Below are 20103 nucleotides of genomic sequence, written 5' to 3'. Positions count from 1 at the left end.
CGCCCCTTGGTAGGAGCGGCTCAACCCAGCACTATGAAGAAAAGCTATTTTTTAGCCTTTGGAAATAGAAACATCACTTAAGCTAAAAGGTTTTCAGATGTTTAGATTTTTTTCCATTTTTTTTCAAAAGAGCAAATACCTCTTTCTGATTTATCCAAAAATCCCCACTCAAAGTCATCAAGGATTGATTTTCAAAAGGATTTTTTAGAGGAATCAAATGATAAAATTTCACGTTATTTGCATTGTGCAAGTCGGTCTGTCGCCGTTCCGTCCTGATGACCTCAGGATAGGAAAGGAGGAAAGTCCGGGCAACATAGAGCGCCATACTTCCTAACGGGAAGGGAGCTGATTGGAGACGGTCAGCTTACAGAAAGTGCCACAGAAAATATACCGTCCCGATAGCTATCGGGATAAGGGTGAAAAGGTGGGGTAAGAGCCCACCGCCTCAGTGGTGACATTGAGGGCAGGGTAAACCTTATGGGTTGAAAGATCAAATAGGCCTCGGGCAAAGAGCTGCTCGTTCGATTTCTGCTTCGGCAGAATTCCGGGGTGGGTAGATCGATGGATCCTGACTGTGAAGTCAGGGCTAGATAAATGACAGACCATCTCTCCCATTTGGGATGAAGATGACAGAACCCGGCTTACAGACTTGCACATTTCTTTCTATCTTAGTCTTTATGTCAAAAATCTTGATTATTGATGACGAGAAAGTCATCAGAGCTACTCTTCGGGAAATTCTGGAATATGAAAATTTTGAGGTATCGGAAGCCAGCGATGGCGAAGCCGGACTCGAAAAAATTAAAAATGAGGATTTTGACCTTGTCCTTTGTGACGTCAAAATGCCCAAAATGGACGGAATCGAAGTTCTTACCCATGCCAAAGAATTGGGTAAGTCTCCTCAGTTTATCATGATTTCAGCCCATGGAAGCATAGAAACAGCCGTGGAAGCCACGAAAAAAGGCGCCTTTGATTTCATCCCAAAACCCCCAGATCTTAATAGGCTTTTATTGACCGTAAGAAATGCCTTGGAGAAAAAGAATCTTGTAACCGAGACCAAGGTTTTAAAGAAAAAACTCTCCAAGAAATTTGATATGGTTGGTGAATCAAAAGCTATTATCCATGTCAAAGAAACCATTGAAAAAGTAGCTCCTACGGAAGCAAGGGTTTTGATCACCGGTCCTAATGGAACGGGAAAGGAATTGGTAGCTCATTGGATTCATCAAAAAAGCAATCGTGCTTCTCAGCCTTTTGTCGCTGTCAACTGTGCGGCTATCCCTTCCGAATTGATCGAATCGGAATTATTTGGTCATGAAAAAGGTGCTTTTACCTCAGCACATAAGCAAAGAGCTGGAAAATTTGAGCAAGCTCAGGGAGGTACTCTTTTCTTGGATGAGATCGGAGATATGTCTCTTTCAGCCCAATCTAAAGTTCTCCGAGCTTTGCAGGAAAACCTGATAAACCGCGTGGGAAGCGATAAAGATATAAAAGTGGATGTTCGGGTATTGGCTGCTACCAATAAGGATTTAAAGAAGGAAATTGAAGAGGGAAATTTCCGAGAAGACCTTTACCACCGTTTGAGTGTCATTGTCATCCAAGTTCCGGCTCTCAAAGATCGAATCGAAGATATCCCGCTTTTAGTTGAAAAATTCCTTCAGGACATTGCACAGGAAAGTGGAGAAGCAAAACGAAACATCAGTTCCGAAGCCCTCCAAAAACTTCAGGAATATCCTTGGACAGGAAATATTCGAGAATTACGAAATGTAGTGGAAAGACTGGTGATACTCGGAGAAGAACCGATTAGTCTAAATGATATTAAAAAATATGCTGACTACTAAAAGTCAGCATTTTTTTATCCATTTGATCTTTCAACAGTGTCTGCTTTTGCATAGGCTGGACAAGGCTTACTGGAAGCGCAGGCACCCAAAGCAAGAACTCCAATCAACAAGGCAATAGTGGTTAATTTTTTCATGTATTCTATAGTTTTAAAATCAAATATGTCTAATTAATTGTATTCTAACAATTACTGCACCAATAAATTACACCCACGGATTTCAGAATTATCAATTCTACCCAAGACTTCCAACTCCCCTTTTTCATTTATCCTTCCCAAATCCTGCGTCTCAATGAAGGCACAAGAATGAAAGTTGGCCAAATCAATCACGTTAATCCCACCCTGTGACCGAGTGGACCAACTGAAGGGATCATTGATATCCCGAATCATAACGTGCATACAGGAAGGAAGCGTATAAATTCCCTGACCTTTGGAATAAGCCTGAGACATCAATTCGGTCATTCCATATTCGGAATGGATAGTTGAGACTTGAAAAAAAGATTTCAAAATATCATGAACTTCTTCCCGAATCATTTCCTTTCTTCTCCCTTTCATTCCTCCAGTTTCCATGACGATAAGGTTTTTCATAGGCGAAAAATCTTTGCCAGACTCGGCTAAATCCAACAATGCAAATGTCACCCCTAGTAAAAGAACCTGCTTATCACTATGCTGTAGTTCTTTTAACTTTCTGAGCAGTTCGTCTTGATTGTATAAATAAAAACCTGAATGAGCAGAACCTGATTGCTGAATAAAATAATCAGCCATCGCCACCAAACTACTACCCTGTCGCTCCAAATAAGCAGGCAAAAGAGCTAAAACATGAAAGCTTTTTATAGAACCATACTCATTTTCAAACAATTGAAGGGCATGCTTTAAATACCAGTCTTTCGACCAGAAATAATGTCGACTGCTTATCATGCCTGTGGTTCCAGAACTGGTAAACTCCCCTTCAAAACTTTCCTTGGGAGCACAGATAACCGGAAATTCCTTAAAAAATCGAATAGGCAGGAATGGAATAGCGGACAAAGAGGTAATTTCTTCAGCCCGAATTTGTCGCACCTCCAGATATCGCTTATAAATAGGATTTGATTTTGCTTGGAATTGAAAAAGCTCCAAAGCCAGTTTTTCAAAATCAGATTTCTTCAAATCCGTCAGCTTTTCCGAAAAACTTTTAAAATCCTGCATCGTTTTATAATTTGCATCAAATCGGATAGGAAAACTATTCCGCTACTAAATTAATTCGCCACATGCGTTTCAACAGACTTTCAGGTATATTCTTTTCCATTCTTTTGGTAAGTAGCTGTGTCAATCCACCTGAAAATTTCCCATCAATTCCATCAATAACCTTCGAATCCTTGGAATATGTTCCTACTTCAGGTCCGGATTCGTTGATTATTGGTATTGATTTTCAGGATGCTGAAGGAGATTTGGGACTTTCTGCGACAGATATTAATCCTCCTTTTAATGCCTTGGAATATCAAAGGAATGTAGCAGGAAACCTAATCACCTACTCTACTCGGCCTCCGGAAGCTCCCAGCTACAATCCTATAGACTGGGTGATTGATCCTATCATCAACAATCAGGTGGTAAAAGACACAATTTGGGTAAAGCAAAATCCGAATCAGTACAATATTTTCGTAAAGTTTTTTATAAAAAGGAATGGTCAGTTTACTGAGTTCCGTTGGGAGGATCCACCTTTTTATACCACTTTTAATGGACGATTTCCAAGAATTTTGACCACCGATGATGGTCAAGCTGTGGAGGGGAACATCAAATACGCGATGTTGTCTTCAGGTTGGGAATCAATATTCAGAAACGATACAATACGGATTGACATTCAAATTCAAGACCGTCAATTGAATCGAAGTAATGAAGTTTCCAGTGATCAAGTGACCTTAAGGCAAATCACCAGAAACAACCCATAAAAAAGGAGACGGTCTCAAAAATCGTTTTGTCAGACTGAGCGAAGTCAAAGTTTAATTCTAATTGATTTAGAAACGTTTCGACTTCGCTCAATGTGACATAGGTCATTAATGAGACAGTCTCCTTATTTCTTTTATTAAAGTTTTGGGAACTTCTTAGGATCTACCTCATGCATCATGTTGTAGACTTTTTCGACCACATCATCTGCACTTGGCTTAGAGAAGTAATCCCCATCTGATGAATAAGCCGGTCTATGTGCTTTAGCGGCTAAAGTCTGTGGCTCTGAATCCAGATGTTTGAATAATTGCTGACCTTCTATCGACTGTTGAAGCATATAGGCAGAAGCTCCTCCCGGTACATCTTCATCAGCAAAAATCACTCGATTGGTCTTCTTAACAGATTCTCCGATCACACCAAATCGATCAAATGGAATCAGGGTTTGAACATCGATTACTTCTACTTCAATTCCCATGGAAGAAAGTTCTTCTGCAGCTTCCGTCACGATTCGGCACATGGAACCGTAAGTTACCACGGTCACGTCTTTCCCTTCTCGAAGAACCTCCGGCTTACCCATTGGAACAGTATACTCTCCCATATTTTCAGGAAGCCTTTCCTTCAAACGATAGCCATTCAAACATTCAATAACAATCGCTGGATCGTCGGATTGAAGCAACGTATTATACATTCCTGCCGCTTGGGTCATGTCACGAGGTACGCAAACAAGCATTCCCCGAAGCGTAGAAAGAATCATACCCATTGGAGAACCTGCATGCCAAACTCCTTCCAAACGATGTCCACGAGTTCGAACAATTAAAGGAGCTTTTTGACCGCCTTTGGTACGATACTGAAGAGAAGCAAGATCATCAGAAAGCATTTGAAGGCCATAAAGCAGATAATCCAGATATTGAATTTCCGCAATTGGGCGTAAGCCTCGCAAAGCAGTACCGATTCCCTGACCAATGATGGTACATTCACGGATACTGGTATCAGAAACCCGAAGCTCACCATATTTTGCCTGCAAACCGGCAAATGCCTGGTTAACATCTCCGATCTTTCCTACATCTTCTCCGAAAGCAAAAAATCTAGGATCTTGACCTAATTTGTAATCGAAGAATGCTTGCAAAACCTCTCTACCATCAACAAGAGCTGTATTTTCAGAATAATTTGGAGCTACTTCCTTTACTTGGAGAGCAGACCATTCAGATTCAGAATACAAATGGCTACTATATCGGTCAAAATTCTTTTCCTGCTGCTTTTTGTACCAGCTGTGAAGGTTGGCTTTTCCCTCACTTTGGTCAAAACGCAAGTTGAATAAAGCTTTTCGAACAGTAGAAACCACATCTTTCCGAATTGGATTGATGGTTTTGGAAAGGTCTTGGGCCAACTGCTCCAACACTACCTTTCGGTTGCTTTGTTGAGCTGCTTCACGAATCAAAGCAACAGCCTCTGACAATTCCTCTTTGATTTCACCCATGAAGTCAGACCAAGCAGCTTCTTTTTCCTTCTTTACCTGAGCTTTTGCTTCAGCTTCTATTCTATCCAAATCATCAGCAGATGCCAAATCTCTCGAAAGAATATATTCTCTGAATTTTTTGATACAATCCCATTCTTTTTCCCAGTCCAAACGCTCTTTGGATTTGTATCGCTCATGAGACCCCGAGGTACTATGTCCCTGCGGCTGAGTCATCTCTTGCACATGAATAATGACTGGAACATGTTGAGTTCTAGCCAACTCACCTGCTTTTGCAAAAGCATTAAAAAGTCCTTCGTAATCCCAGCCTTTCACTTTAATGATTTCGAAACCGGGTTTATCTTCAGTCCGCTGAAATCCAGCTAAAACCTCGGAAATACTGCCCTTTGTGGTATGAAATTCTTGTGGAACAGAAATCCCATATCCATCATCCCAAATGGCAGTGACCATTGGAACCTGTAGTACTCCTGCGGCATTAATGGATTCAAAAAACATCCCCTCTGAAGTTGAGGCATTTCCTATAGTGCCCCAAGCGACTTCATTTCCATTGATAGAAAAATCCTTAAACTGCTTGAGGTCTTTATTTTCTCGGTAAAGTTTGGACGCAAAGGCAAGTCCCAGAAGTTTGGGCATCTGAGCCGCTGTAGGAGAAATATCTGCAGCTGAATTATAGCGATCTGTTAAAGATTTCCAAGAACCATCTTCATTCAGTGAGCGAGTAGCAAAATGCCCATTCATCAATCGACCTGCACTTGCTGGCTCGGCTTCCACATTAGTATGGGCATAAAGTTGAGCGAAATACTGCTGAACAGTCAATTCACCTAAGGCAAGCATAAAGGTCTGATCCCGATAGTAACCTGAACGGAAGTCTCCTTTTTGAAAAGCTCTTGCCATCGCAATTTGAGCCAGTTCCTTTCCGTCACCAAAAATTCCAAATTTGGCTTTCCCCATAAACACTTCCTTTCTACCCATCAAGGAGGCGTGCCTACTCAATAGGGCAATTCGGAAATCGTTTAATACTGCTTCTCGATCAGCTTGGGAATCCTGTACTTTCTTTGCGCTTTTCTCTGCTATTGCCATTCGGATTTATTCTAAAGTTATTTTGGGTTTTGACGGATTTTTCTCCGAAATCAAAAATAACCAAAAGCATCTATTTTGCAAATATCCAAAGAATATAAATTCAATCAAAAATTTTGATTTACAATATTTTTTAGATCATTTTCAAAATAATATTCCGTGTAATCCACTTTTATATTAAAAAAATCTGATAACAAAACTTCCGTATTATTCTGTCTATCAGGACTTTTCCCAAAAATTATTCTCAGAATTTTTACCTTTTAAAATTTATATTTTGAAATATTATACAAGTAATTCTATGGTGGAGAAATATTATTCTGAATTTTAAAATTTTTCAAAATCATACCAAATACTATTCTAAAAATTGTTTTCTGAACCCACTCCCTGATTATCTTTGCGACAATATAAATCCAAATCAAGCAAGCCATGATAATAGGTGTTCCAAAGGAAATTAAAAACAATGAAAACAGAGTAGCCCTGACTCCTGCTGGGGTGAAGGAATTGGTAAAAAGAGGACATACCGTATATGTACAGCATACAGCTGGAGAAGGAAGCGGATTTTCTGATGAAGCTTACGAATCCGCAGGCGCAAAAATCCTCCCGACTATTGAAGCGACCTACGAAATCGCTGAGATGATTATCAAAGTTAAGGAGCCGATTGAGCCTGAATATGCCCTAATCAAGGAAAACCAACTTTTATTCACCTATTTTCACTTTGCTTCCTATGAACCCCTAACCAAAGCGATGGTTGCAAGCAAAGCGGTTTGTTTGGCTTATGAAACTGTAGAAAAAGCAGACAGAAGCTTACCACTTTTGGTACCTATGTCAGAAGTAGCAGGTAGAATGGCCATTCAAAAAGGTGCAAACTACCTTGAAAAACCATTAAAAGGACGAGGAATCCTTTTGGGAGGTGTACCGGGAGTATTGCCTGCCAAAGTATTGATTCTTGGCGGTGGTGTAGTAGGTACTCAAGCTGCTTGGATGGCTGCGGGATTGGGTGCTGATGTGACCATTATGGATGTTTCTCTTCCACGTATGCGTTACTTGGATGATGTCATGCCTGCCAACGTGAACACCATGATGTCTAATGAATACAATATCCGAGACATGATTAAGTCTGCTGATTTGATCATCGGCGCGGTATTGATTCCAGGTGCAAAAGCTCCGCATTTGATCACACGTGACATGTTGAAGGACATGAAACCAGGAACTGTACTTGTGGACGTGGCAGTAGATCAAGGTGGATGTATCGAAACCTGTAAGCCAACCACTCACGAAAACCCAACTTTCATTATCGACGATGTGGTTCATTATTGTGTAGCTAACATGCCTGGAGCTGTACCTTATACTTCTACCCTAGCATTGACAAACGCTACCCTTCCATACGCCATTCAATTGGCAGATAAAGGTTGGAAACGTGCTGCTAATGAGAATCCAGAACTAGTTCCTGGATTGAACGTCATCAACGGAGACATTGTCTACAAAGCTGTAGCTGATGCGTTTGGAATGGACTACGTACCAGTTGAAAAATATCTATAAACGACTTATACTTATCAAAAAATCCTCGCAGTTTAGGCTGCGGGGATTTTTTATTTTAATTACGAATTGGAAATTATCCTGCAAAATCCAGGTATTGCCTACTCAACCATTTTTCCTCAAGGGCCAGTTTACACCAGCCATTGCTTTCTTCAGAAATAAACACTTCCTCTGATTTCGGTAAATTTCCCACAATAGAATAGGAAGTCCCAGGTCCACTTCTCACCCGAAGAACTGAGGCATTTACGGTAGCTCTTTTTACTTCCTCCACATATCGATTATACACCCAATGGGATTGGCTTTTAGAAATTTTGAGCCAATTATTCACCTCATCATAAATCCGAAGCACCGCTCCACGAGCAACTGGATTTCGATCACTCGCTTTGGAAGCTGATCCTGTAGGTGCCACCCGGACATTTAGAAGATTCGCAGTTACTACCCCATATCGAAGGTCAGAGGGAACCGGCGGAAGGGTTTGACCGGTAAGCTCCTGAAGTACCAAAGGGGCAAAGTTTTGATTAAAATCCTGTACCTTATTTCCATCAAAGAAGTTGGTTCCTGGACAGGATTTATTATTTCCTGAACCATCATTTCTTCTACCAGTCCCTAGCTCAAACCAATGATGGTAAATAATATTGATGGGATTTACGGGAAGATTGAATTTCTGACAAATCAACGCAGTAGTTTTGATTATAGCCTGTCGCTGTTCATTTGTCATTTGATCCCCACCAATATCAAAGTTTCCCAAATGCTCAAAACAAATGGAATGCTGATTATTTCCGTAAATACAAGCCGGAGTAGATTCCAAGGATCTTCCTGTCAAAATCATACCATCTGGGAATATCGTGAAGTGCTGTCCAATATCACTCCAACCATTTGATCCCACATGATGATTTTTCATGGCTAATTGCCTTTCAAAATGATTACTTCCGTTGAAATGGGAATAATTAGGGACCCAGGTATGATGCTGTTGTACATATAGGATGGTCCGTGCAATGCGCTGGGAATTGAGCCAATTTTCAAATTCCGGGAGGCTCATTTTCAAAAATCCATATTTCGATTCCATAAGTTTGAAGGTAAAATTGGATAAAAAGAATAGCTAAAATTTACAAAAAATTAGCGGAATGAACTGATTATAAGCTCCTTATTTGATCACCTTCCCAAAAGTCCCATTGCCCAAGCTATCATCCGCATACCAAATCCAATCATTACCAATCCTACCAATTTATTGAGGCCTTTCATTAAGCGAGGCGTAACGAAGCGAGATAATTTTTTCGCTATAAAAGCCTTTAGAAGGTCAATCGAAAATACCGTTACTAGAATTCCGACATAATAGGAAATAACTGAGCTTGCCCCCCATTCCTCATTCAAGGACACCAAACTCGCAATGGAAATCCAAAAAAGAAGCACAAATGGATTAATGCCATTAATACTAAACCCCTTGGCAAAGGCAGTTCTTTTTCGGTGTTGAGGAACATGAATTCCACCTGTATTAGGGCGATCCACTTGCTTTTTTACCAAAGAACTAATCCCAAACCCAACCAAAATCGCTCCACCTAAATAGCCTAAGCCTTGTTCAAACCAAGTAGCATCTGCTAAAAATCGAATTCCAAAATAGGTAATGACCACATAGATGGTATCACTCAGTAAAATCCCTAAAGCCAACACAGCCGCAAATCGAAATCCATACTCAAGGCTACTTTGAATCAAGGTAAAAAACACAGGCCCTACCATAACAGATAAGAGTAAGCCCATACTGATTCCTTCTAGCAGCGCTGTACTCAATCCCTTACTCCTTTCTCTTTAAGGAATTTCAGCCAGGATTGTGCTTTTTCTCCTTTCAGTACCCTTGGAAATTTATTTTGTCCACCCTCTTTTCCTTGAAGTCGCATCCATTCGTAAAAATCTTCGGCAGGCCTAACCTCGCAAAAAACATCCTTTAGCGCATGGCTTCGCTCGACAGCGAAGTCATCATTCAATTCCTTCAAATGCTGATCTAAAACTCGAGCCAAAAGTTCCCCCTCCACTTCGTCATCCGTACCCACGAACCAATGATGCGCAAAAAGGCTTCCATGAGGAACACCTAGTACAGTAAATTCCTTCACTCGAATATCCAATTCATCAGATGCCTTTTCAATAGCCCGATTCATATTATCCACGGAAAGATGCTCTCCGCAAAGACTCAAAAAATGCTTAGTCCTTCCAGTGATTAGGATTTCACTTTCCTCTTTTGAAACAAAACGAATCGTATCCCCAATCAAATATCTCCATGCACCTGAACATGTGCTGATCAAAAGTGCATATTCAACACCCTCTTCAACTTGATCAATTTTAAATGTCTTGGCATTGAATCGGATATGTCCATCCTCATCAAAATTCTCTTCATTGAAGGGCACAAACTCATAGAATATCCCATTGTTCAGAACCAATCGCATGGATTTTCTATCAGGAAAAGCCTGGAAAGCCAAAAATCCCTCCGAAGCCAAGTAAGTTTCAATGTAGACCAAAGGTCTTCCCAATAGCTTCTCAAATCCTTTTTTATAAGGCTCAAAGGAAACCCCGCCATGAACAAAAATCTGAAGATTGGGCCAGATGTCGTGGATAGTTTCTACCTGATAGTGGGAAATTATTTTTTCTAGTAAAATCTGAAGCCAAGCAGGCACTCCCACTATAATTCCAATATCCCAATCGCGAGCCTTCTCTACGATTTGATCCAATTTATCTCCCCAGTTTCGGTTTTTGGAAATTTTCTTACCTGGCTTATAAAATCGCTGGAACCAAATCGGCAATTTCCCGGCTGTGATTCCACTTAAATCACCTGAGAAATAGGTCCCATTGAATTCCAAATCGGTACTTCCTCCCAACATTAATATCCCTTTGGTAAATAAGGAATCGGGTAAATCATAGTTGGAAAGGCTTAAAATCTGACGAACTCCCGTGCGCCGAATAGCCTTCACCATGTCTTTTGTAATTGGGATGTATTTGGAAGTGGCACCTGAAGTTCCCGAGCTCAGGGCAAAATATTTAACCTTTCCGGGCCAAGTGATGTCTTTTTTTCCTTCCAATAATTTGAACCACCACTCTTCGAAAATCCGGTCATAATCATAGATGGGAACTTGTTTTTTGAATCGCTCATAATATTCCCCGTCATGTTTTCGGAAAGCTCTCAGAATTGAATCAAAGTCATATTTTTCGCCAATAGCAGCTCGATTTCCATGAATTAAAAGTTTTTTGAGCTCATGACGTTGAAGTTCCATGGGGTGAGAATAATCCTGCTCCAAACTTTCTCGGAGTCGAACCCCTTTTTTTAGCAAAGTACTGATGATCGCCATATCTTTGTTGAGGCTGTTTTTCTAAAAATCTTGTTTAAAAATAGAAAATGGATATCAAAGCAAATCTTGAAGCGGTAAAAAAATCATTCAAAAATCCTCAATGCCAACTGATCGCAGTCAGTAAAACCAAGCCTGTGGAATTATTAATGCAGGCATACGACGCAGGAATCCGAGATTTTGGAGAAAACAAGGTTCAGGAAATCCAAGAAAAACAGCCAAAAATGCCAGATGATGTGCGCTGGCACATGATAGGACACTTGCAGCGAAATAAAGTCAAATACATAGCTTCTTTTGTTCACTTGATCCATGGAGTAGACTCCTTCAAATTGCTGAAGGAAATCGAGAAACAAGGCAAAAAAGTAGGGCGGAAAATTCCCGTTTTGCTTCAAATGCACATAGCTGAAGAGGAGAGTAAATTCGGTTTTGACAAAAAGGAGTTAGAAGAAATGCTCGCTGACCCAGAATTCCGGCAACTTGAACATGTGTCCGTTCGAGGATTGATGGGAATGGCAACCTTTACTGAAAACGAAGATCAAATTCGAAAGGAATTCAAAGGCTTGAAAAGTCTTTTTGAGGAGCTCAAAACCAAGGACCTGCCCGATTTCGTAGAACTAGAAGAACTATCCATGGGGATGAGTGGAGATTACCTCATTGCTCAAGAGGAAGGAAGCACCATGGTCCGTATCGGTTCGGCTATTTTCGGTGCCAGAAATTACTAATTCGAATTTTTGAACATCATCATTTTTCAAACCTATTTCGACATTATGAACGGAAAACAAATCATCCAACTAGCTGCAATTTTGGGTGCACTGGCCGTGGCAATCGGTGCCTTTGGAGCACATGGCTTAGAAGCGACTCTGATTAAAAACGGTCGGGTTGAAACCTTTGAAACAGCCGTGAAATATCACTTTTACCATGCTTTGGGGATATTCTTGGTAGGAATTTTAGCAATTCTCAAACCCAACTGGAGAGGACTCAACTTCTCCGCCATCAATCTAGCGATCGGAATCCTCATTTTTTCTGGTTCCTTATATATTTTATCAATATTTGGAATCAATTGGCTGGGAGCTATTACCCCAATCGGCGGAGTGGCATTTATTCTTGGTTGGCTGGGGCTTTTTTGGGCAATGAAAAAGAACAAATAAATGCACGCTAAAGCCAAAGTTTATTTCTTGATTTTTGGGCTTTTTCTATCTGCCTTTCCAAGTTATTCTCAGCTTTCCCGTAGCCAATATGAAAAGATTGAAAATGCATTTCAGGAAACCAGTTTTTTTGGTGGGCATTTAACAGGTTTTGTTTTATATGATTTGGATTCTCAGCAAGTTCTATTTGAAAAAAACTCCCAAATCCGATTCACTCCTGCTTCTACTACCAAGCTTTTTACACTCTTTGCAAGTTTATTGATCTTAAATGATTCCACCCAAACTCTACGGTATGTTGCTTCAGGCGATACACTGAAAATCTGGGGTTCTGGAGATCCCAGCTGGAATTATTTGGATCTACCTCAACCCGAATTCGAAAAGTTTTTTGCTCCATACAATGTCATTCAATTTTCAGATGCCAATGTAAAATCCCCGGCTTGGGGTATAGGCTGGCAATGGGACGATTATCTCTACTATTATTCCGCCGAGCGCAGCAGTCTTCCCATTCATGGGAATTTGCTCCATGTACTTCCCGGAAAGAGAAATCCTCAGGTTTTACCAAAAAGGTTCCAAAGTAAAATTTACACCACCAAACGGGAAATCAAGGATATGGAGCGGGATTTTCACAAAAATGAATTTTACTACAATCCTGATTTCTATCGAGGAAGAGAAGACTATTTACCTCTTATAACCTCACCCGAATTATTCATTGAGTTAGCAGCAGAAGAAACCGGAAAAGAATGGATTTATCAAGCAGACAGTCTTCCTGATGACCATAAAGTTTGGAGAGGGACATCCCTTTTTCCCATCCTAAAGGAAATGATGCTGGAAAGCGATAATTTCCTTGCTGAGCAATTGCTTTATATGGTTTCAGATCGACTTTTTGGAGAAATCGATACTGAGCGGACCATTGAATATTTGATTGAAAACTACTTGTATGATCTTCCAGATGAACCTATTTGGGTGGATGGCAGTGGATTAAGTCGATACAATTTATTCACTCCCCGAGCGATGATTGCACTTTTTGAAAAGTTATATCGAATTGTACCCGATGAAATTCTTTTAGATTTATTGCCTACAGGTGGAGTTTCGGGAACAATCGAAAATGAATACAAGGCCCCTACTCCATACATTTTTGCCAAAACCGGAACCATGAGCAATAATCATAGCTTGGTTGGTCTAATAAAATGCAAAAGCGGGAAACAGTATGCTTTTTCATTTATGAATTCCAACTATCCTTGGAAAGCCTCTGAAGTTCGCCGGGAAATGGAAAAAGTACTCGTGATGCTAAGAGATATGCTCTAAGCAAATCTTTCGATTTATTGGTATTTTGCCCATTCTTCAGTTGATTTTAATAAATAAACCATCATCCTAATTCAGTCTCCATGCAAAAAAGAACCTTTTTAAAAAGTCTCGGGCTTGCGGCAGCGAGTCTACCATTTATGGGGTTTTCTACCGACAAGAACGAGCTTGCAAAAAAGATACGCTATCCAAACCCTCTTCAAAAAGGCGATTTAGTAGGATTGATTAGTCCATCCGCGGCCACAGCAGACCGGATGCAATTTACCTTTGCCAAGGAGGCCATGGAAGCGCTAGGCTTTCGAGTCAAATTGGGAAATAACTTGCAAAATCGTCGAGGGCATTTGGCTGGAACAGATGAGGAAAGAGCAGCAGATTTAAACGGTATGTTTGCCGACCCAGAAGTCAAGGCCATCATCTGTATCCGAGGTGGTTCGGGTGCAGCCCGCATTCTCCCATTGATTGATTATGCTTTGATTCGCAAAAATCCCAAACCCCTACTTGGATACTCGGATATCACCGCTTTACATCAAGCTATTTTTTCACAAACAGGATTAATCACCTTTCATGGTCCAAATGGTACAGGAAGCTGGAATAGCTTTAATGTCAAACAATTTGAGCGGCTTTTCTTCGATCAGGAGCAAGTTCAATTCGAAAACGAACAAGCAAAAGGTGACGACTTAGTCATCAAGTCAAATCGAATTCAAACTCTCTATCCAGGTATAGTCAGTGGACGAATTCTTGGAGGAAACCTAACTGTACTCACAGCTTTATCAGGAAGCCCTTATTACACTGATTTTCAGAATGCTATTTTATTTATTGAAGACATTGGAGAGGATCCATATCGGATAGATCGGATGATGAGTACCTTACGATTAAATGGAACCTTAGACAAAATCAAAGGCTTCATTTTCGGTCAGTGCAATGATTGCGAGCCAGGTGGTGGATATGGAAGTTTGACAGTAGATCAGGTTTTGGATGATTACATTCTCCCACTAAAAGTTCCAGCCTACAGCGGCGCGATGATTGGTCATATTTCCAAGCAGTTTATCGTTCCACACGGCGCCCTGGTGGAAATGAACGCCGAATTGGGTACTTTTACACTAAAAGAATCAATTTTTAAAGTATGATGAAATGGATGCATTTGGCCGGATTTATTCTAGGATTTGCAGCCTGCAATCCCTCTGGTCCAAAAAGTAATGAATCTGAATTAACAGAAATGAAAATCGAAAGTAAAAGCTACTTGGCTTTGGGTGATAGCTATACCATTGGAGAAGGAGTAGCCGAAGAAGATCGCTATCCAAACCAATTAGTCCGAAGACTAAACCAAGAAACATCTACCTCCTGGCTCGATGCAGAAATCATTGCCAAGACCGGCTGGACTGTGGATGAATTGGATGAAGGAATCAATCAAGCTGCTCCGACTGGAGAACCCTACGATCTCGTCACCCTTTTAATCGGTGTCAACAACCAATACAGAGGTCGATCCGTAGATGAATTTCGGGTTGATTTTGAACAAATACTTAGAAGGGCTATCGGATTTGCCGGAAATCTTCCCGATCACGTAGTGGTGCTTTCAATACCGGATTGGGGAGTAACTCCTTTTGCCGCAAAAAGAGGTACCGACCAAGAAAAAGTCAAGGCAGAAATCGATGCCTATAACGAGACCAAAAAGGCAATTTGCAACAAGTTTGGGGTGAAATTCATCGATATCACCGAGGATTATCGAGCAATAGGAAATCTACCTGAAATGGTTGCTCCAGATGATCTCCACCCAAGTGGAAAAGTATATGAGCGATGGACCGAGAAGTTGTTTGATCATATTGTCACTATCTATCCAAACCCATGAAAAATATTCTTTTATTAGCTAGCTTCTTCCTATTTCTTTTTTCTTGTCAAACAAAACCAGATGGAACGGAAGAAACTTGGTGGATCAATTCAGCTAAAGTTGATTGTGTTGGGGTTGGTCCCCAAACCTGCTATCAGATTTTCAAAGGTGAGGAATTAGATAGGCAGAATTGGCAACTTTTCTATGATCAAATTGAAGGCTTTGATTATGAGCTAGGAAACCTTTACCAAATTAGAGTCCTTGTTTCGGACAAAGCTGAGCCTATTCCAGCTGATGCTTCATCGAAAACTTATAAACTTCTTGAAGTGATACAAAAACAATCAGATCCAAGCCTCCGCCTAACGAATAGTTGGAAAGTTATTAAAGTTGGTGAGATTGAATTTCTTCAAGATTTAAAAACTGGAGAGGACTTGATTTTTGAATTCAATGCGAGTGAAAATTCCTATTTCGGAAATATGGCGTGCAACACTGTTCGAGGACAAATCAGGGAAAATGACGGAGAAAACTTGCTTTTTGGTCCAGGAGCTACGACAATGATGGCTTGTCCTGATATGAAAACAGAACAGGCAATCGGAAAGGCATTGATTGAAACAAGGAGCTATAAAATTGAAAATAATGAATTGGTCTTTTTTGATTCAGAAGGAAATGAGCTCATCCGCTTTTTGGCGGTTGATTGATAGCTAAATTTTCAATCAATGAAGCAACCAATCCATCCTTTTCACCATTCTTCAGAAAGTTGCTGGAATCCACAAAATCCCTAGCCGAATCCATTAATTTTATTCTTTGATAATTCTTCTTCTCATCCAATCACCATGAAGATCATTTGCATAGGCCGAAATTATGCGGCTCACATTGAAGAACTTAAAAATGAAAAACCGGGTAACCCGGTTGTTTTCCTAAAACCGGATACAGCCCTTTTGAAAAATGGAGCGCCGTTCTTCTATCCGGATTTCTCCCAAAACATTCACCATGAGGTTGAATTGGTTTTGAAAATAAGTAAGGAAGGAAAATACATTCAGAAAAAATTTGCCCACCGATACTTTGAGGAAATCGGATTAGGAATCGACTTTACCGCTAGAGATCTTCAGGATCAATGCAAAGCAAAAGGCCTGCCTTGGGAAATTGCCAAGGCATTCAATGGCTCCGCTCCAATTGGGGATTTTATGCCTGTAACGGATATCGAATCTCTGGAAGATCTGAATTTTCATTTGACGATTAATGGGGAATTGCGCCAAAAAGGGAATACCAGCTTAATGCTATTTGACTTCGGCACGATCATCGAATATGTTTCCCAATTTTTCACTTTAAAGAAAGGAGATCTCATCTACACGGGGACTCCCGCAGGTGTGGGACCTGTACAAGTTGGGGATCACTTGGAAGGATATATCCAAAACCAAAAAATGCTGGATTTTGAAGTTAAATAAGGCTTTTCCCACCTTTCTAGTCACCTTTTTCCTTTCTATCCTAAGCGCTTGGTCTCAGGAGATAATTCAGGATTATTTCCGTTCTCCTGTCAAACCTGAAGGAAGAAACTACCTATCTGGAAATTTCTCTGAGCTTCGCCCAAATCACTTTCATACAGGTTTGGATTATAAGTTTGGCGGAGTGGAAGGTGAACCTATCTATGCCGCAGCAGACGGGTGGGTTCATCGAATCAAAATCTCCACCTATGGCTATGGAAATGTCATCTATCTAAAGCATCCAACTGGGCATATTACGGTCTATGGGCACCTCCGAAATTTCATCCCTAAACTACAGCGCTACATCATTGAAGAGATGTATAAGCAACAGGTAAATGAGTTAGAACTCATGCCTGCACCTGGAGAGTTGTCGGTAAAAAAAGGTGAGCTAATTGCCAATGGAGGAAATTCAGGAAGCTCTGGTGGCCCTCACTTACATTTCGAAATTCGAGACAGTTTGGACCGAGCCATGGATCCGCTCCAATTTGGCTTTCCTGAAATTCTGGACAATATCCCTCCCACTCCGCAGACCATCGCCCTTGTTCCTTTGGATATCAATTCGCGAATCAATGGAGAATTTGCCCGAAGAGAATTTACATTAGTGAAAAACGGTACTCATTATTCTATTCCTCAAACCATAGAAATAACCGGGAGGGTTGGTGTGGAAATTAGAAGTTTTGATCAATTGGATGGAGCAAGCAATCGAAACGGTTTTCCTCATTTCGAACTTTGGAAAAATGACTCCTTGACCTTTTCTATGTCAGTAGACAAGGTAGATTTCAATTTCACGCGCCAATTCTTACTCCATACCCACCAAAACCGATTTACTAAACTCTATTTCCAGCCGGAGCTAAAGTTTGATTATTTTTTCCCAAAAACTCCCGTTACGGGCCATCTTGAAGCCGAAATTGGAGAGCGAGTTAATTACCAACTTCGCTTGCGGGACGCTTACGGAAATGAGCGAAAGATTGACTTCAAGCTTTTAGGAAAAGATCAGGAGTTTTTTGTGAACCTTTCGGCTACTCCCCAGCGGGCTCAAGTAAATTATCAAGGAAATATTCTCAAAATAGAAGCTCCAAGCAGCAATTTGGGAGGCTTGGCAAAATTCTATGTGGGAAGTAGAATTTTTGAAATGTTACCTTCCTATCAAGATGATCAGACCCGAGTTTATTTATGGGATATGCGATTTGGGATTCCGGAAGAGGTGGACATTTGCTCCGAGGTAGTGATCCCTGAAGTAAAACAGCGAATTCATGTCGGGGAAGAGCATCTTTTTGCAGAAAAATCTGTGCAAATCAGCTTTAATGAAAACACCTTACTTGAAGATTTGTATTTAAGGATTTCTGAAAATGGTTCCTCCACTAATCCACGTCTCCAAATCAATGATACAGACGAATATCTCTGGAATTCCATGGAAGTTCTCTGGAATGTATCTGCAGGAAATTTTGATAAAAGCCGAACCCATGTGTACCAAGTAAGCCCAAGTGGAAGAAAATCTTTTGTAGGAGGCGCTTGGGAGGATGCATCTATTCGGTTTTCGACCAGAAATTTTGGTACTTTTACCCTTACTGAAGATAAAACCGGTCCTATCATTCGTCCAGTCAGAATCAGCAGGGATGAAATTCGTTTTACCATCCGAGATGAACTTTCAGGAATCAAGAATTTCGAAGCATTCGTGGATGGGAAGTGGGTCTTGATGCGATATGAACACAAAAAATCCCTGATTTGGTCAGAAACCTTGGACAAACAACCCTTGTCAGGTCAAGTTATACTGAGGGTCACGGACCAAGCTGGAAACGTCAGCGAATGGAAAGGGACCATTTCTTGAAAATTTTAACTTAAACCTAATAAACTATGTCACTAGAAGTTGGCCAAATGGCTCCTGATTTTGAAGCAAAAATCCAAACCGGAGAAACCATCAAACTTTCCGATTTTCGGGGCAAAAAAGTCATTTTATATTTTTATCCAAAAGACAATACTCCGGGCTGCACAGCTCAAGCATGTAACCTTCGGGACAATTACGAAGCTTTGCAAAAAGCAGGATATGTGGTTTTGGGAATCAGTTCTGATTCTGAAAAATCCCACCAAAAATTTATCGAAAAACAAGCCTTACCTTTCTCCTTGATCGCAGATGAAGACAAGAAGGTTCACGAGCTTTACGGCACCTGGGTAGAAAAATCCATGTACGGAAGAAAGTACATGGGAACTGCCCGAACCACCTTTGTCATCGATGAGAATGGAAAAATCGCCGAAATCATCGATAAGGTAAAAACCAAAGATCATACAGCACAAATTCTTCAATAAACACCCAGCCTAATGGAAAAATTAGCTATCGAACAACTTCAAAAAATCTGCACTCAGATGCGTCGGGATGTACTCCGAATGGTGCATGCCGTTCAGTCCGGTCATCCGGGAGCCCCTTTGGGATGCGCAGAGTTTTTTGTAGGTCTTTATTTTGACAAACTTCGCCACAATCCAGATTTCAATATGGATGGAAAAGGTGAAGATTTATTTTTCTTATCCAATGGTCACCTTTCAGCCGGATGGTATTCGGTCCTTGCACGAAGTGGCTATTTCCCAATCGAAGAACTACGTACATTTAGAAAAATCAATTCCAGACTCCAAGGACACCCTGCTACTGAAGAGGGACTACCGGGAGTTAGAATTGCCTCAGGTTCTTTAGGTCAGGGACTTTCTGTGGCTATTGGAGCAGCTCAAGCCAAGAAACTGAATGGAGATGATAGTCTAGTCTACGTTCTGATGGGAGATGGTGAGTTGCAGGAAGGCCAAATCTGGGAAGCCGCCATGTATGGCGCTCATTATAAAGTCGATAATCTCATCGCGACAGTTGATTATAACGGTCAGCAAATCGATGGACCTACCGAAAAAGTAATGGACCTGAAAAACCTGAAAGCCAAATGGGAAGCCTTTGGATGGGAAGTCAATGAAATCAAACAGGGCAATGACCTTCAGTCTGTTTTGGATGGATTGGAAAAAGCCAAGTCCATGACTGGCAAAGGAAAACCAATTCTCAACCTACTCTACACAGAAATGGGTTATGGAGTAGACTTTATGGTCGGTACACATAAGTGGCATGGTTCTCCTCCAAATGATGAGCAACTTGCAGATGCCTTGAGCCAATTGGAAGAAACGCTTGGCGACTATTGATTTCCCACATTAAAG

At 40.8% G+C, this 20103-nt stretch carries 18 protein-coding genes and 1 other RNA gene; 14 read left to right on the top strand and 5 right to left on the bottom strand.

All coding sequences use genetic code 11. The annotated features are described in order from the left end of the window. The first annotated feature begins 243 nt into the window (after window positions 1–243). Together rnpB and E4S40_RS01220 are read left to right on the top strand one after the other, a co-directional pair. Window positions 244–660: RNase P RNA component class A (gene rnpB, locus E4S40_RS01225), an RNA gene on the top strand. Between the two features lie 17 nt (window positions 661–677). Beyond that, window positions 678–1835 (top strand): sigma-54-dependent transcriptional regulator, encoded by a 1158-nt coding sequence (locus E4S40_RS01220; RefSeq protein WP_135069672.1) that lies wholly within the window; start codon window positions 678–680, stop codon window positions 1833–1835. Between the two features lie 185 nt (window positions 1836–2020). Here E4S40_RS01220 and E4S40_RS01215 read toward each other — a convergent pair whose 3' ends face one another. Next, window positions 2021–3016, bottom strand: coding sequence for a LuxE/PaaK family acyltransferase (locus tag E4S40_RS01215; protein ID WP_135069669.1), 996 nt, complete (start codon window positions 3014–3016; stop codon window positions 2021–2023). 62 nt (window positions 3017–3078) lie between these two features. Between E4S40_RS01215 and E4S40_RS01210 the strand changes: the two genes are divergently transcribed. After that, entirely contained in the window at window positions 3079–3756 is a 678-nt protein-coding gene (locus E4S40_RS01210; protein WP_135069667.1) for a hypothetical protein, read from the top strand. Between the two features lie 134 nt (window positions 3757–3890). Here E4S40_RS01210 and E4S40_RS01205 read toward each other — a convergent pair whose 3' ends face one another. After that, entirely contained in the window at window positions 3891–6305 is a 2415-nt protein-coding gene (locus E4S40_RS01205; RefSeq protein ID WP_135069664.1) for an alpha-ketoacid dehydrogenase subunit alpha/beta, read from the bottom strand. Window positions 6306–6728: 423 nt separating this feature from the next. Here E4S40_RS01205 and ald point away from each other — a divergent pair, with 423 nt between their 5' ends. Next, on the top strand, window positions 6729–7841 hold the full coding sequence (ald, locus tag E4S40_RS01200) for an alanine dehydrogenase (protein ID WP_135069661.1): 1113 nt from the start codon (window positions 6729–6731) through the stop codon (window positions 7839–7841). A 73-nt stretch (window positions 7842–7914) separates the two neighbouring features. On the opposite strand, the gene E4S40_RS01195 is transcribed toward ald, so the two are convergent. From E4S40_RS01195 to E4S40_RS01185, 3 genes are all read right to left on the bottom strand, one after another. Then, window positions 7915–8904 carry an SH3 domain-containing protein gene (locus tag E4S40_RS01195; protein WP_135069657.1) on the bottom strand — a complete coding sequence of 330 codons (990 nt, stop codon included), beginning with the start codon at window positions 8902–8904 and terminating at the stop codon, window positions 7915–7917. Between the two features lie 86 nt (window positions 8905–8990). After that, complete coding sequence (locus tag E4S40_RS01190; RefSeq protein WP_135069654.1) at window positions 8991–9623, bottom strand: LysE family translocator; 633 nt, start codon at window positions 9621–9623, stop codon at window positions 8991–8993. Further along, entirely contained in the window at window positions 9620–11170 is a 1551-nt protein-coding gene (locus tag E4S40_RS01185) for a GH3 family domain-containing protein (protein WP_135069651.1), read from the bottom strand. The genes E4S40_RS01190 and E4S40_RS01185 overlap by 4 nt, the downstream gene beginning before the upstream one ends. A 47-nt stretch (window positions 11171–11217) precedes the next feature. On the opposite strand from E4S40_RS01185, the gene E4S40_RS01180 reads away from it, so the two are divergent. The 10 genes from E4S40_RS01180 (at window position 11218) to E4S40_RS01135 (ending at window position 20088) form a co-directional block, all read left to right on the top strand. Further along, window positions 11218–11889, top strand: a complete 672-nt coding sequence (locus tag E4S40_RS01180) for a YggS family pyridoxal phosphate-dependent enzyme (RefSeq protein ID WP_135069648.1) — start codon at window positions 11218–11220, stop codon at window positions 11887–11889. A 45-nt stretch (window positions 11890–11934) separates the two neighbouring features. Further along, window positions 11935–12315: a DUF423 domain-containing protein gene (locus E4S40_RS01175; RefSeq protein ID WP_135069645.1), complete on the top strand. Its 381-nt coding sequence runs from the start codon at window positions 11935–11937 to the stop codon at window positions 12313–12315. Further along, window positions 12316–13617: a D-alanyl-D-alanine carboxypeptidase/D-alanyl-D-alanine-endopeptidase gene (locus E4S40_RS01170; RefSeq protein WP_135069642.1), complete on the top strand. Its 1302-nt coding sequence runs from the start codon at window positions 12316–12318 to the stop codon at window positions 13615–13617. A gap of 80 nt (window positions 13618–13697) precedes the next feature. After that, a complete protein-coding gene (locus E4S40_RS01165; protein ID WP_135069639.1) occupies window positions 13698–14741 on the top strand; it encodes a S66 peptidase family protein in 1044 nt (347 codons plus the stop codon). Then, the gene (locus tag E4S40_RS01160; protein ID WP_135069636.1) at window positions 14738–15460 is read left to right on the top strand and encodes an SGNH/GDSL hydrolase family protein; all 723 of its coding nucleotides are present in this window, start codon (window positions 14738–14740) and stop codon (window positions 15458–15460) included. Before E4S40_RS01165 ends, E4S40_RS01160 begins: the two co-directional genes overlap by 4 nt. Further along, window positions 15457–16137, top strand: coding sequence for a DUF4377 domain-containing protein (locus E4S40_RS01155; RefSeq protein WP_135069633.1), 681 nt, complete (start codon window positions 15457–15459; stop codon window positions 16135–16137). Before E4S40_RS01160 ends, E4S40_RS01155 begins: the two co-directional genes overlap by 4 nt. 135 nt (window positions 16138–16272) lie before the next feature. Further along, entirely contained in the window at window positions 16273–16884 is a 612-nt protein-coding gene (locus tag E4S40_RS01150; protein WP_135069630.1) for a fumarylacetoacetate hydrolase family protein, read from the top strand. Then, window positions 16871–18748, top strand: coding sequence for a M23 family metallopeptidase (locus E4S40_RS01145; protein WP_135069627.1), 1878 nt, complete (start codon window positions 16871–16873; stop codon window positions 18746–18748). Before E4S40_RS01150 ends, E4S40_RS01145 begins: the two co-directional genes overlap by 14 nt. A 26-nt stretch (window positions 18749–18774) precedes the next feature. Next, window positions 18775–19224 (top strand): thioredoxin-dependent thiol peroxidase, encoded by a 450-nt coding sequence (gene bcp, locus E4S40_RS01140; RefSeq protein ID WP_135069624.1) that lies wholly within the window; start codon window positions 18775–18777, stop codon window positions 19222–19224. 12 nt (window positions 19225–19236) lie between these two features. Continuing rightward, the gene (locus E4S40_RS01135) at window positions 19237–20088 is read left to right on the top strand and encodes a transketolase (protein WP_135069621.1); all 852 of its coding nucleotides are present in this window, start codon (window positions 19237–19239) and stop codon (window positions 20086–20088) included. The last annotated feature ends 15 nt before the right edge of the window (window positions 20089–20103 follow it).

The sequence above is a fragment of the Algoriphagus kandeliae genome (assembly GCF_004571135.1).
GTDB lineage: Bacteria > Bacteroidota > Bacteroidia > Cytophagales > Cyclobacteriaceae > Algoriphagus > Algoriphagus kandeliae.
The sequence above is the reverse complement of the archived record's forward strand: the minus strand, read 5'-3'. Positions and strand labels throughout refer to the sequence as shown.